This is a genomic window from Aquabacterium sp., from assembly GCF_004297345.1.
Classification (GTDB): domain Bacteria; phylum Pseudomonadota; class Gammaproteobacteria; order Burkholderiales; family Burkholderiaceae_C; genus Aquabacterium.
Genome location: NZ_SCTN01000071.1, coordinates 1 through 13,878, shown reverse-complemented (window position 1 = coordinate 13,878; position 13,878 = coordinate 1). Strand labels below are relative to the sequence as shown.

The window sequence follows — 13,878 nt, the reverse complement described above, 5'->3', positions numbered from 1 at the left end:
GTGCTCGGCCGAGCAGTCCACATTGGCGCCCAGATCCAGCACGGTGGTGAAGCCGTCCTTCTGGTTGGGCATCACGGTGGCCAGCGCCGGACGATCAATGCCGTCCACGGTCTTGAGCAGGTAACGGGCCAGGCCCATCAGCGCACCGGTATTGCCGGCCGACACGCAGGCGTGCGCATTGGCAGGCTTGTCGGCGGCGGCCTTGAGCTGGCTGATGGCCACGCGCATGGACGAATCCTTCTTGCGGCGCAGCGCGATTTCAACCGGATCCTCCATCGTCACGACCTCGGTGCACGGCACCAGGGTGGTACGCAGCCAACTGCGAGCAGGTTCGATGGCTTCCGCCAGGCCCACCAGCACCACTTCGGCATCGGCATGCTTGGCCAGGAAGGCCTTGGCTGCCGGCAGCGTGATGGAGGGCCCATGATCGCCACCCATCGCGTCCACCACGATGCGCACGGGAGAAATCACCCCGTCAGACGATCGGGAGCTGGTCGAGTTGGGCGTGGAGGCAGTCATGGGTAAATCTGTGATTCACGAAAGCACAAAAGAACAAGGGCTGGTGAACCGATGTTTCGGTTGACCCAGCCCTCATGGCGTGATTTGTTTATACCCGGTCAGCAACCGGGTCAGATCTCAAAGATCAGGAAGCGTCAGCCTTGGTCTTGAGGACCTTGCGACCACGGTAGAAACCGGTGGCGCTGATGTGGTGACGCAGGTGGGTTTCACCAGTGGTGGCTTCCACGGCCGTGCCTGGCGTAACCAGAGCATTGTGCGAACGGTGCATACCGCGCTTGGAGGGCGACTTTTTGTTTTGCTGAACGGCCATGTTGGACTCCGGATGTGCGAACTTAGCTTGCAGCTCGCGGTTTGTCAGACCACACCGTGCCAGTTTGCGATGGAAGGGATCCGCGAAGATCCGCCTGAAACTGAGCGCCTTGCAGTCCGCAAGTGTTTAAGAAAGGATTTTGAACCGAACAAACCGATCGAAAACAGAGCCTTTTGACTCAGCCAAGATATTGGTCTACCCGGAAAACCATCGATTCTAGCATAAATCCTGATGCGGAATCAATGTCAGCTGCGATCCTTTTTCAGCGAGGCCAATACCGCGAAGGGATTGGGCTTGCCGGATGCCGTCGTGGCCTCCCCTGGCTGAGCGGCCGGGGCGACATGGCCAGGCGGCACTGCTTCCGATTCCGCATTCATCAAGGCGGCCACGTCTGTCGGGCACTGATCGTGACGCGGCACAATGGGTTGCGCCATGATCAACTCGTCTTCAATCAACTCCTGCAGATCGAACTGCCGAGACAGCGCCAGCACGTCGTCGTCACAGTCGGCATCCAATTCGGCAGCGGCTGCTTCATCCTTCACGAAACGAATACTGGTCTCGATGCTCAAGGGCAAGGTGACGGCGTGCAGGCAGCGCTGGCATTCGCGGGCGATTTCGCCATGCGCGCTCAAATCCAGCCAGAGTTGCGGACCACCGATGCGCTGCGCCACCTGGCGACCTTGTGCACGCCAGGCAAGCGGCTTGAGACTGGCAACATCGGCGTCCTTGGCCAGATCTTCGGCCAGACGGGGCCAATCCTGTACGGGCATGGCGCCGGACATCTCTTCGCCGGACTCGATAAAGGCGGCCATGTCCAGCTTGCGGGGAGCAAAAGTGCGTGCTTTCATTGCCGCAAGTTTAGGGCAAGCGCATCTAGCCTGGGACAATAGCAGCTTGCGCCAAGCCTGAATGCCTGCCGGCGACCTTCGCTTTCGCCCATCGTTCTCATCCTTGTCTGCACCCTTTGCTGCCCGCCATGCCATCCAGCACGACCTCGTCAAAGCCACCGATCACCCCCACCTCCGCCGCCTGGCCTCGCTTGGTCTTGGGCTCTACCTCGCCCTATCGCAAAGAGTTGTTGATGCGCTTGGGCCTGCCTTTTGAGACCTGCTCGCCGCGCACGGATGAGCAAGCGCTCCCCGGCGAAGCGCCTTGCGATCTGGCCGTGCGCCTGGCCAAAGCCAAGGCAGAGGATGTCTACAGGCAACTGCAAGCCGACCTACCGGACGTGCTGGTGATCGGATCGGATCAGGTCGCCGAACGTGATGGGCTGGCCCTGGGCAAGCCTGGCAACCATCAGCGCGCCACCGAACAATTGCAGGCCATGCGCGGCCATGAGGTGCGCTTTCATACCGCCGTTTGCGTGATGCGCCCCCGCAGCGCGTTCATCGGCACCCACCTGAGCACAGTCACCGTCACCTTCCGGGATTTGAGCGACGCCGATATCGAAACCTATCTGCGCGCTGAACAACCCTATGACTGCGCAGGCAGCGCCAAAGCCGAAACGCTGGGCATCGTGCTGCTAGAGCGCATCCTGTCTGACGACCCTACGGCCTTGATCGGCCTGCCATTGATCGCCACCGCCAGGTTGATGCGCGACGCTGGCGCCGATCCACTGACATGGCGCAGCGCACTGCGCTGACCTTACGCCGCTATCCCAAGTACATCCCCCACAGACTCCCATGCCACAAGCCCCCCAAGACAAGCCCCGCTCAGGCCGACTGCTGCTGATCCCCAACACCCTGGATCTGGGTTGCCTGGAGACGGAAGAAGGCAGCCAGGCGCCAGATCTGCGCGAGGTGCTCCCCATGGGCGCCATCATGGCGGCAGCCGGTCTTCGTCACTGGATTGCCGAGAACGCCAAGACCACCCGTGCATTCCTGAAACGCGTGGGCGAGATCACGCCCCTGGCCGCGCCCATGCAAGAGCAGCAGATCCAGGTTCTGCCTCGCCCGCCCAAAGGCGGGCACAAGCGAGGGGGGAACGCCCCAACGTCGGAAGAAGCCCGCCAGATCGCTGAACTGCTGGCACCAGCCCTGGCCGGGCACGATGTGGGCCTGATCTCCGAAGCCGGCTTGCCGGGGGTGGCTGATCCTGGCGCAGCGGTTGTACTGGCCGCGCACAAGGCCGGCGTGAGCGTGTTGCCGCTGTCCGGCCCCAGCTCGCTCGTGCTGGCGCTGGCGGCCAGTGGCCTGCATGGCCAGAGCTTCGCCTTCGTGGGTTATCTGCCCGTAGAAAGCCAGGAGCGCAGCCAGCGCATCAAGGAGCTGGAACAGCTGTCACGCAAGGCGCACCAGACCCAGCTCGTGATCGAGACGCCTTACCGCAACCCGGCCCTGTGGCAAGCCCTGGTTCAAAGCCTGCAAGGCAACACCTTGCTGAGCGTGAGCGTGGGCCTGACCTTGCCCCAGGGCTGGAGCCGCACCGACACGGTCGAGCGCTGGCGCAAGCAGGCGCTGACTCTGCCAGACGACATTCCCGCCGTTTTCAGCTGGTTGGCGGCCTGATCTGCCCTTCAAGCCTCGCGCTTCTTGCCACAATGGCAACCTCGCACCGAAGTCCAACATGAACGACCACCCCGCCACCCACACGCTGCCAGACCACCACCACGCCGAACCAGATGAGCTGGCGCGCAAGCTGGCCTACGCCGGATTGATACCGTTCGTTGGCGGGGCGCTGTTCATCTGGCTGCTGGTTGGCCGCGTCGAGGATGAGCCGTTCATGTTTGTCGTGCGCGCCATCACCAGCTATGCGGCGCTGATCGTGGCCTTCCTGGGGGGCATCCCATGGGGTCTGATGATGTGGCGCTCGACCTGGCACATGGAAGCACCACCCCACTACCGTCGCGCGCTGTGGACAGGCGTGATCTACAGCCTGGCGGCCTGGCTGGCCTTGCTGATGCCCCCGCATGCCGGGCTGGTTGTGCTGGGTGTGCTGTTGATCGCCTGCTACCTGAGCGATCGCAAGCGCTATCCGGAGTTGGGCGTATCGGGCTGGTTGACGCTGCGCTTTCGCCTGACCTGCGTCTCCAGCCTGAGCTGCTTCCTGGCTGCGGCCCAGATCTGAACATTCACCACGATGATCCAATACCGCATTGAAGTCGCCGACGCGCACGCCCACCGCTTCCTGGTCACGCTGCGCCTGGACAAGCCACAGCCACGCCAGCAACTGAGCCTTCCTGTATGGATCCCGGGGAGCTACCTGGTGCGAGAGTTCGCGCGCCACCTGTCTCCGCTGAAAGCCAGGCAAGGCACCCGCGATGTGACTGTGACGCAGTTGGACAAGGCCACTTGGGAGGTGGCCACCAGCGGCACAGCGACGCTCACCGTGCAGTACGAGGTCTATGCGTTTGACACTTCGGTGCGTGCCGCTTTTCTGGATGCCAGCCGAGGCTTCTTCAACGGCACCAGCGTCTTTCTGAAGGCTCATGGCTTCGAAGATCAGGCGCATGCCGTGAAGATCACCAGCCTGCCCAAGGGCTGGCAAGTGGCCACCGCCCTGCCCGCAGCCAAAGTCAATGAGCAAGGTGTGCGCGACTATCTCGCACCCGATTACGACGCGCTGGTCGATCACCCCGTAGAAATGGGCACCTTCTGGCGCGGCGAATTCACTGTGCGCGGCGTGCGGCATGAATTCGTGGTCGCCGGCGCCACGGCTGATCTGGACGGGCAAAAGCTGCTGGGCGACACACGCCGTATCTGCGAAGCCCAGATCAACTTCTGGCACGGCCGCAAGAAGGCACCGTTCGATCACTATGTTTTCATGCTCAATGTGGTCGAGGATGGCTACGGTGGGCTGGAGCACCGGCAAAGCACAGCGCTGATCTGCGGACGCAAAGACGTGCCCCGTGTGGACCGCCCCCTCAACAAGGACGCCTACACCACCCTGCTGGGCCTGATCAGCCACGAGTACTTCCACACCTGGAACGTCAAGCGCCTCAAGCCGGTTGAGTTTGCGCCATATGACTACAGCCAGGAGAACCACACCCGCATGCTGTGGTTCTTCGAAGGCTTCACCTCCTACTACGACGACCAGTTCCTGCTGCGAACAGGCCTGATCGATGCGGCCACTTACATCAAGCTGCTGGGCAAGACAGTCAACCAGGTGCTGTCCACGCCGGGCCGCCTGAGCTACAGCGTGGCGCAGGCCAGCTTCGACGCCTGGACGCGCTACTACCGCCCCGACGAGAACACCGCCAACGCCACCGTGAGCTACTACACCAAGGGCTCGCTTGTGGCGCTGGCGCTGGATCTCGCCTTGCGCGAGCTGCCGGCATCAGGCAAACAGCATCCTTCACTGGATGGCGTCATGCAGCGTTTGTGGCAACTGGGTCGCCCCATCACATCGGCAGACGTTGCCAAGGCACTGGCTGACGAGGCCGGGCGCTACCCGCAAGGGCTGCAGGTCAAGACAGGCACACCGGTCGAACAAGCCTGGCAAACCTTGCTCGACAAATGGACCGAGCAATGTGAGGAGTTGCCGCTGCAGCACCTGCTGGATCGCCTTGGCGTGGCATGGAGTTGCAAGGCCGCCCCCCTGCCGCAGAAATGGGGCGTACGCGTGCAGGACAACAACGGCGCAGCCAAAGTGCAAGCTGTGATGCGAGGCGGCCTGGCCGAGCGCATCGGCCTGAGCGCTGGTGATGAACTGTTGGCGCTGGACGGCTGGCGCGTCAGGAAGGCCGACGATCTCACGGCCTGGCACGATGCCAAGCGCGCGCAGCCACTATTGATCTGTCGGGATCAAAAGATCCTGACACTGAACGTGCCCGCACTGGATGGCAAGGCTACGGCCAAGGGAGCCGCGACAGCCGGCCATTCAAGCGATGTCGTCACGCTCAGCCTGGCTGATGTGGCGCAAGCCCCCGATAAACTCGCACGCAGGCAGGCATGGTTGCAGGCCTGAAGCTCAAAGAAGCCCCATCGACTGCGGCGCCCAGTGCGATTGAGGCAGGCCGGCGACGCTGGATTGTGATCCTGGCGCTGACGCTGCTGGTGGCACTCGCCCATTTGCTGGTGACTTACGCGGTCTCCCAACAGATGGCTGATCTGGCCTCACCGCCCGACTCAGCGATCAAGCGCATGGAGGCGACCTACGTCTCCGAGATCAAGCAGACTGCGCCCCCTGTCGCAGCGGTAACGCCGGCGGCGCCTCCTGCGCCGACTCAGGCTGCCGCGCCAAAAAAGCGCACGGCCAAGGTCGCCAAAGCCGCGTCAGCCCCTGATGACGCGGCCTCGGCAGCCAAGGTCGCAGATGGCGCCAGCACCCCTGCGCCAGGCGCCTTGGCACCTTCAGATGCCGTCGCGAAGGCTGAGGCACCCACGCCCGCTGCCAGCACCCCAGACAGCGACAAACCGGTAGCCGCCGCAGTACCAGATGGGGCGGCCAGCGGGCCGATCTTCGTCTGGCCCAAAGCCACCAAGGTGAGCTACAAGATGGAGGTCTTCTACCGGGGGCCTATCGAAGGCGGGAAAGCAACCGTCGAGTGGGTTCGCCAGAACCAGCGCTACCAGGTCCGTCTTGATGCCAGCGTCCCGCTGCTGGGCTGGATCAGCATGGTCAGCGAGGGCAAAGTGGTAGCCAATGGCCTCTCGCCAGAACGCTATGAAAGCGTCAACCAGTTCCTGTTCAAGTCATCCAAACCTGCCACACTGAAATTCGAGGAGCAGGAAATTGTGTTGTCTTCTGGCGAGCGCATCACGCGTGTGCCAGACGTGCAGGACCCGGTCAGCCATCTGATCCATCTGGCCTACAGGTTCATCACGCACCCAAACCTGCTGCAACAAGGCAATACCATCGAGATGCCACTGGCCTCCAGCAAGCGGATGGACGTGATTGCCTACGATGTGGTCAACGAAGAAGTACTGCACACCGGCATGGGTGACATCCGCACCATGCACGTCAAACCCCGCAGGCTGACTCAGGACAAAAATGCGCTGCTGGGCGACATCTGGTTTGCGCCGAGCTTGCAATACCTGCCAGTCAGAATCTACGCGAAGTGGGCGGACGACATCTACGTGGACATGAAGATGGAGGGCGCCCCCCAGCAAACACCAGGGGATCCGCCCGAGTACTGATCAGCCGCCGATTTTGGCGCTGGCCTTGTTCAAACGCTGCTCCACGACGGCCGCAGAAGCAGCCGATGCCAGGCGCGAGCCATCTTCGAAGAACATGGCGGGCGTGCCGTTGATGCGCAATTTCTGCGACAAGGCCAGATTGCGCTGCGCAGGCGAAGCACACATGCCGAAGGCCTTCGGTGGCGCGGAGCCATTGAGCATCCAGTCGCGCCAAGCCAGTGTGCGATCCTTGACGCACCAGATATTGTCCAGCTTCACGCGGGAATCATCGCCCAGAATCGCGATCATGAAGGTATAGACCGTCACGTCCTTGATCTGCTGGATATCGCGCTCCAGGTGCTTGCAGTAGCCACAATTGGGATCCGCGAAGATGACCAGGCGGCGCTTGCCATTGCCGTTCTTCCAGACAATCGCATCCTTGAAAGGCAGATTGGCAAAATCCACCTTGTTGATCTCGTCCATGCGCTCTTCGGTCAGATTGCGCTGGGACTTGGTCTCCAGCAACTGCCCCTCGATCACGTACTCCCCACTGGCATCCGTGTAGATGATCTGGTTGCCGACCTTGACCTCAATGAGGCCCGCCATTGGCGTGACCCGCGCCGAATCAACAGGCGGAAGTTCCGGCACACGTTGTGCCAGCTTGGCCTTGAGGGCCGCCAGTTGAGCTGCAGGCAAATCACCGCTTTGCGCATGAGCCAAGCTCCCCAGGGTCAGGAACAGGCTGGCCACGGCCAGTGCGCGAAATTTGGAAAGCATCCTCAGTCCTTTGACAACGTTCTCAGTAGATTGCGATCAGGTATCCAGTGCTCGCCCGATCAGCCAGTTTTTGACCGGCCCCAGACGCTGCACCATCGACATGCCGGCATTGCGCAGATCACGAACCGGCGAGCGCTGGTCGGCAAACAGGTGCAGCAAACCATCCGTCAGGCCTGCCATGGCCTTGGTTGGCCACTCGCGCTGACGGGCATAGCGACGCAGCGTTCGCTCGTCACCTGGCGAGCGCCAGGGCTCGTCCATGCGCGCCTGCTTGAGCACAGCCACCAGGGTATCGACATCGGCCAGACCAAGATTGAGCCCCTGGCCTGCCAGCGGATGAACCAGATGGGCCGCATCACCCAGCAAGACCCAACCCGGGCCCGTCCAGCGGCTAGCTTGCGCCAAAGCGAGAGGCCATGCGGCCACCGGGGACGTCAGGCTCAGTTGCCCCACCTTGGCTGGCGCCGACGCGTCGGATTGCAGGATCGCGTCCTGCAACTCCTGCTCGAATGCCTCGGGGCTCAAGGCCAGCAGATGCTCGGCCCGGGCCTGTGGGGCGGACCAGACCAAGCCGTATGAGGCCACGGGATCAGGCTGATTGAACGGCAGCAACGCCAGGATATCCGGCGAGCGGAACCACTGGCGTGCCACGCCGTGATGCGGTTGCGTAGCCTTCAGCCGTGCGGCCACGCCCCAGTGCCCATACTCCTGGCGCGCAAAGGAGACGCCCAGAGAAGCTCTGGTGCCAGAGAACTTGCCCTCGCAGATGGCCAGCAGGCGGGCATCAACGGGCGCACCGTGCACAGTCACAGGTGGCACGATCTCGACTTTGGGCGCAAAGCGCATGGCCTCGCCCAGCAGTCGCTCCAGTTCGGCGGCATCCACGATCCAGGCCAGTTCCGGCACACATTGCTGCCAGGCTGAGAACGACACGGCGCCGCCTTCATCACCACGGATGTCCATTTCCAGGACAGCAGCGGAGCTGGCTTTCAACGCGGGCCAGACGCGCAAACGCTCCAGCAGCTTGATGGCACGCGCATTGAGCGCGTACGTGCGCACATCCGGCTTGGTGGGCTGGCCGGATTCGGGGGCCTTCGCCCAGGCCACGTGCCAGCCATCAGCCGACAATGCCAGAGCCAGGCTCATGGCCACGGCACCGGAGCCACTCACACACACGTCAAAAGCTGTCTTGGTCATGAAAAAGAATCGGATGGCACTTTTTGCTCGGCCCTGAACCGTGCAATTTGTCCCCGATTTTGTTCCGGTTTCAACCGTCCTATTATGGATTTCAAAAGGTCCCGGACGACCGGCTTGCCATCAGAGCAACGCTCACCGCGTAAAATACGCGGTTTGGCATGTATTGCGCACTGAGAAAACAAGCGCGCAAAGCTTGGCCCTCATCCTTTCGTCTGTCTCCAACCAGGAACATCCATGAGCCTCAAGTGCGGCATCGTGGGTCTGCCCAACGTCGGCAAGTCCACCCTCTTCAACGCTTTGACCAAGGCCGGCATCGCGGCTGAAAACTATCCCTTCTGCACGATCGAGCCCAATGTAGGCGTGGTCGAAGTGCCGGATCCCCGCCTGGACAAGCTCGCCGAGATCGTCCAGCCGGAGCGCATCCTGCCCGCCATCGTGGAGTTCGTGGACATCGCCGGCCTGGTGGCAGGCGCCTCCAAGGGCGAAGGCCTGGGCAACCAGTTCCTCTCCCACATCCGCGAAACGGACGCCATCGTCAACGTGGTGCGCTGCTTTGAAGACGACAACGTGATCCACGTGGCCGGCAAGGTCGACCCGATCGCCGACATCGAAGTCATCCAGACCGAACTGTGCCTGGCCGACATGGGCACCGTGGAAAAGAGCCTGCACCGCTACAACAAGGCTGCCCGCTCCGGCAACGACAAGGAAGCCGCCGCTTTGGTCAAAGTGCTGGAAAAGTGCCAGGCGGCCCTGGACCAGGCCAAGCCCGTGCGCTCGATCGACTTCAGCAAAGAAGAGTTGGTCATTCTCAAACCTCTGTGCCTGATCACAGCCAAGCCCGCCATGTTTGTGGGCAACGTGTCGGAAACAGGTTTTGAGAACAACCCGCTGCTGGATCGCCTCAAGGAATACGCTGCGGCCCAGAAGGGTGAAGTCGTGGCCATCTGCGCCAAGACCGAAGCCGAACTGGCCGAGATGGAAGATGAAGACCGCGCCATGTTCCTGGCCGAAATGGGCCAGGATGAGCCGGGCCTGAACCGCCTGATCCGCGCCGCCTTCAAGCTGCTGGGCCTGCAGACCTACTTCACAGCGGGTGTGAAGGAAGTTCGCGCCTGGACGATCCACGTCGGCGACACGGCCCCACAAGCCGCTGGCGTGATCCACACGGACTTCGAAAAGGGCTTCATCCGCGCCCAGACCATCGCTTACGAAGACTTCATCCAGTACAAGGGTGAAGCCGGCGCCAAGGATGCCGGCAAAATGCGCGCGGAAGGCAAGGAATACATCGTCAAGGATGGCGACGTGCTGAACTTCCTGTTCAACGTCTGACGCCTGCGATTGACTGCAGCGCAAGCCGGTCGGCCACAGTGCCTGACCGGCTTTTTTGCTTTTTGACGGGATCAACACGCCATAAACATCTCACAAACGGCTCAAGACGTGCCAAAAGTCGCCGAAACCACCGGGGTCTAGGCGACTTGAACATGGCCAATTGCCCTGTTTCTCGGCGCCCACAGTGTCCGACAAACAGGCTTGGGTCTGGTCATGAACATGTTTTTTCCTTTGATGCGCGGATTCACGATCCGCTTCCGCATGTACAGCGCCATCGCGGTCGTTCTGTTCCTGCTGACCTTGGTTGGCGGCGTCGGGTTGTACGGATTGATTCACAACCAGAGTGCTGGCGAAACCTACCGCAACACGCATTTCGCCGAAGTGGGCGAGCTGTCCCGGATGCGAGAGACGATAGGGCACATGCGTGTTCACGAGAAGAACGCCATTCTTCATGCGGGAGATGCTGCTGCCGTCAGCAAGGACATTCAGGACTGGCAGGAAACCATCAAATCGCTGCGCAGCCTGTCAGCCGCCATGCTGGAAGGTGAGGAAGACGAAGACAACCCCATCGTGCGCAAGATGCTGACGCAGCTGGACGACTACCAGAAGGCGTTCGAGCGCGAAACGGGAAACCTGTCTTCTGGTGCGCTGAGCAGCCAGGCTGCTGTGGGCACGCTGGGCCAGGCCATGGCCACTGCCGACCAGTTCGAGCAGCACACACAGGCAATCGACGCGGTCATGCAAAAAGAAATGACCGCAGCAGATCAGGAGCAACGCGACACGGTGCACAAGACCATGGCGCTGTTTGGTGGCGCCGTGTTGCTGTCCATTCTGATCGTTGGCCCCCTGACCATCCTCAATCAGATCTGCATCTGCCGCCCGCTGGAAGATGCGCAACGCATTTCTGAAGCGATTGCTGCTGGCCACCTGAGCAACAAGGTTGACAGCAGCGGCTCGGATGAGCCTGCGCAATTGCTCGCAGCACTGGAACGGATGCAGGAGTCGCTGCGCGCCATCGTGTCGAATGTGCGTGTATCTGCTGACTCGATCTCGGTCGCATCCAGCGAAATCGCCAGCGGCAACATGGACCTGTCATCGCGCACCGAGACCACCGCGTCCAGCCTGGAAGAAACCGCCAGCTCCATGGAGCACCTGACAGGCACCGTGCGCCACAGCGCCGAATCTGCGATGCAGGCCAACCAGTTGGCGCAGACAGCCGCCAGCGCGGCCCATCGCGGCAACAGCATCGTGTCGGAAGTCGTGTCCAACATGGACGAAATCGACGGCACCAGCAAACGCATCAACGACATCATCAGTGTGATCGATGGCATCGCCTTCCAGACCAATATCCTGGCGCTGAACGCCGCCGTGGAAGCCGCCAGAGCGGGTGAGCAAGGCCGTGGCTTTGCCGTGGTGGCCGGTGAAGTACGCAGCCTGGCCCAGCGCAGTGCGACAGCCGCCAAGGAGATCAAGCACCTGATCCTTGCTTCTGGCGAGAAGGTTCAATCGGGCACACGCCTCGTGCATGACGCTGGCTCGGCCATGGAAGAGATCATCAGCAGCGTGCAACGGGTGTCGGACATCATCAGCGAGATCACCGCAGCCTCGACCGAGCAGAGCACCGGCATTGGCCAGGTGAACCAGGCTGTGGCGAATCTGGATCAGATGACGCAGCAAAACGCCGCACTGGTGGAACAATCTGCCGCGGCTGCCGCCAGTTTGAAAGACCAGGCCAACAGGCTGACTCAGTCCATGGCCATTTTCAAAGTCTGACGCGGCAGAGCTGCCGCCATTCAACGACCGTGCCAAGCAGTGAAGCACGCGATTTTCAATCCGTCCTGGAGCGCGATTCATGAGTTTTTGGCACGCTTGGCCTTTGGACAACTGGCGACTCCCTCTGCTCGCGGCGTGTATCTGCGGCCTCTCCGTCACACCCGTGCATGCAGGACGCCCTCTGACAACAGATGACGCCGGCGCCAACAACCAGGCCGTGTGCCAGCTTGAGGCCTGGCAAGACCACGCCAGCGATGCGCGTAGTACCCACCTGGCGCCAGCCTGTGGCTTGATGGACGGGCTGGAGTTGGGACTGGAGTTCATCCGTGTCTCGCCCGGCAGCGAGCAAGCACAAGGGCGTGCGATTGGGCTCAAATGGGCGCCGGAGTGGGCGACCTGGCAAGGATGGCGCTTTGGTGTGAAGGCCGGCACCAGCACGGGCAAGGCACCTGACGAGCCAGACTGGCACCAGGCATCCAACAGCTTCTCTGCACTAGCCAGCCTGTCGCTCAGCAGTGAATGGACGCTGCACCTCAACCTGGGCCGCGAGCGCGACCGCATCGAGCACACAGGCAGCAACACCTACGCTGCAGCCCTGGCATGGACGCCGTCCGATCGCTGGGTTGTGTTTGGCGAACTGGTCGGCCACAACAACATCCCCACCACGCAAGCCATTGGCTTGCGCTACTGGCTGTGGCCTGAGCAACTGGGGCTGGATCTGACCTCCTCCCGCACCAATGCCACGCCGGACAGCCGCGGCTGGGGCGTGGGCATCGGTTGGTACGGGATCCAGTTCTGACTCCTGCCAGAACCTGGGCATAAACCCTGGCCAATTTCGGGCTTCAGTTACGTGACCGCTGACCGATATTGACGGTGGAACCAGTCTCCACGGTGTACGCCCCGCTTGGCGCACGACCTTGATACCCGAAGGACGAGCATGGAAACCCTGCAAGCCGCCCCCCAGACACAGCCCGCCGCCCGCAGTGATGCCGCTCCCGCCGGACTGGGCATGCGCAATGCCAACAACCGCCAGGTGCGCCACGTGCCCGCTGGCCGTGAATACCTCACGTTCCGCCTGGGCAGCGAGGAGTACGGCATCGACATCCTGAAAGTTCAGGAAATCCGATCGTACGAGCCGCCCACCAAGATCGCCAACGCCCCCGCCTACCTCAAGGGTGTGGTGAACCTGCGCGGCGTGATTGTGCCCATCGTCGATCTGCGCGTGAAGTTCAACTGCTTCAACGAGGATGGTCAGACCGAGATCAACAGCTTCACAGTCGTGATCGTGCTGAACGTCAAGGGCCGCGTGGTCGGCGCCGTGGTCGATTCCGTGAGCGATGTGATGCAACTGGCCGAAACCGCCATCCAGCCCGCCCCCGAGATGAGCAATTCCGTGGTCGACACCACCTACATCACCGGCATCGCCAACGTGAGCGACCGCCTGTTGATCCTGATGGACATCGAATCGCTGATGGGCAGCGCCGAGATGGGCCTGATCAACAGCCTGTCTTGATCAGCACCCAGCCAGGCAAGCTCATTCAGCCTGCCGCAAGGTCAGGGCCACCGGCCTGCTGACCACCCCGCGCAGGCTCCACCACCCGGCCGACCAGGCCAACAGCGCCCCGACGAGGGCTCCGAACAGGGGCCACCACAGGGGCGCTTGCCATTCGAACTCGAACACCTTGGTGGCCAGGCCCCAGCCGATGCCCAGCGCCGCGGCGGCGGACATGGCGCCAGCCAGCGCCCCCAGGCTGAGCAGCTCCACGTTCTGCACGGTGGACAACAAACGCTGGCTCGCCCCCATGGCACGCAGCACCGCCCACTCCCGGGCACGCCGCTCGCGCGAGGTCATCAAGCCCGCCATCAGCACGATCAAGCCCGTGGCCAGGGTGAACACGAACAGGAACTCGACGGCCG

14 protein-coding genes and 1 pseudogene are annotated in these 13,878 nt (G+C 62.2%); 9 read left to right on the top strand and 6 right to left on the bottom strand.

What is annotated here, in order from left to right; translation table 11 throughout:
* The 3 genes and pseudogenes from EPO09_RS02135 to EPO09_RS02125 all read right to left on the bottom strand — a co-directional run.
* Nucleotides 1-519: pseudogene (locus tag EPO09_RS02135) on the bottom strand (phosphate acyltransferase); the annotation flags it as partial.
* A 124-nt stretch (nt 520-643) separates the two neighbouring features.
* Nucleotides 644-829: a 50S ribosomal protein L32 gene (gene rpmF / locus EPO09_RS02130; protein WP_290639700.1), complete on the bottom strand. Its 186-nt coding sequence runs from the start codon at nt 827-829 to the stop codon at nt 644-646.
* 245 nt (nt 830-1,074) lie between these two features.
* Complete coding sequence (locus EPO09_RS02125; protein WP_290639698.1) at nt 1,075-1,677, bottom strand: YceD family protein; 603 nt, start codon at nt 1,675-1,677, stop codon at nt 1,075-1,077.
* A gap of 128 nt (nt 1,678-1,805) precedes the next feature.
* Between EPO09_RS02125 and EPO09_RS02120 the strand changes: the two genes are divergently transcribed.
* From EPO09_RS02120 to EPO09_RS02100, 5 genes are read left to right on the top strand one after another with little or no spacing between them, the layout of a single operon-like run.
* A complete protein-coding gene (locus EPO09_RS02120; protein ID WP_290639696.1) occupies nt 1,806-2,471 on the top strand; it encodes a Maf family nucleotide pyrophosphatase in 666 nt (221 codons plus the stop codon).
* Between the two features lie 40 nt (nt 2,472-2,511).
* Nucleotides 2,512-3,336, top strand: coding sequence for an SAM-dependent methyltransferase (locus EPO09_RS02115; protein WP_290639694.1), 825 nt, complete (start codon nt 2,512-2,514; stop codon nt 3,334-3,336).
* 58 nt (nt 3,337-3,394) lie between these two features.
* Nucleotides 3,395-3,895: a DUF3429 domain-containing protein gene (locus EPO09_RS02110; RefSeq protein ID WP_290639692.1), complete on the top strand. Its 501-nt coding sequence runs from the start codon at nt 3,395-3,397 to the stop codon at nt 3,893-3,895.
* Between the two features lie 12 nt (nt 3,896-3,907).
* A complete protein-coding gene (locus tag EPO09_RS02105) occupies nt 3,908-5,734 on the top strand; it encodes a M61 family metallopeptidase (RefSeq protein ID WP_290639690.1) in 1,827 nt (608 codons plus the stop codon).
* Nucleotides 5,719-6,906, top strand: a complete 1,188-nt coding sequence (locus tag EPO09_RS02100; protein WP_290639687.1) for a DUF3108 domain-containing protein — start codon at nt 5,719-5,721, stop codon at nt 6,904-6,906. The genes EPO09_RS02105 and EPO09_RS02100 overlap by 16 nt, the downstream gene beginning before the upstream one ends.
* On the opposite strand, the gene EPO09_RS02095 is transcribed toward EPO09_RS02100, so the two are convergent.
* Together EPO09_RS02095 and EPO09_RS02090 are read right to left on the bottom strand one after the other, a co-directional pair.
* Nucleotides 6,907-7,662 (bottom strand): DsbC family protein, encoded by a 756-nt coding sequence (locus tag EPO09_RS02095; protein WP_290639685.1) that lies wholly within the window; start codon nt 7,660-7,662, stop codon nt 6,907-6,909.
* Nucleotides 7,663-7,698: 36 nt separating this feature from the next.
* Nucleotides 7,699-8,859 (bottom strand): FAD-dependent monooxygenase, encoded by a 1,161-nt coding sequence (locus tag EPO09_RS02090; RefSeq protein ID WP_290639683.1) that lies wholly within the window; start codon nt 8,857-8,859, stop codon nt 7,699-7,701.
* Nucleotides 8,860-9,093: 234 nt separating this feature from the next.
* Here EPO09_RS02090 and ychF point away from each other — a divergent pair, with 234 nt between their 5' ends.
* The 4 genes from ychF (at nt 9,094) to EPO09_RS02070 (ending at nt 13,474) form a co-directional block, all read left to right on the top strand.
* A complete protein-coding gene (gene ychF, locus EPO09_RS02085; RefSeq protein ID WP_290639681.1) occupies nt 9,094-10,188 on the top strand; it encodes a redox-regulated ATPase YchF in 1,095 nt (364 codons plus the stop codon).
* A gap of 213 nt (nt 10,189-10,401) precedes the next feature.
* Nucleotides 10,402-11,961: a methyl-accepting chemotaxis protein gene (locus EPO09_RS02080; RefSeq protein ID WP_290639679.1), complete on the top strand. Its 1,560-nt coding sequence runs from the start codon at nt 10,402-10,404 to the stop codon at nt 11,959-11,961.
* 79 nt (nt 11,962-12,040) lie between these two features.
* Nucleotides 12,041-12,760, top strand: a complete 720-nt coding sequence (locus EPO09_RS02075; protein ID WP_290639677.1) for a hypothetical protein — start codon at nt 12,041-12,043, stop codon at nt 12,758-12,760.
* A gap of 210 nt (nt 12,761-12,970) precedes the next feature.
* Nucleotides 12,971-13,474, top strand: coding sequence for a chemotaxis protein CheW (locus EPO09_RS02070; protein ID WP_290639701.1), 504 nt, complete (start codon nt 12,971-12,973; stop codon nt 13,472-13,474).
* 21 nt (nt 13,475-13,495) lie between these two features.
* On the opposite strand, the gene EPO09_RS02065 is transcribed toward EPO09_RS02070, so the two are convergent.
* The coding region (locus EPO09_RS02065; RefSeq protein WP_290639676.1) for an FtsX-like permease family protein at nt 13,496-13,878 on the bottom strand (383 nt) is incomplete at its 5' end.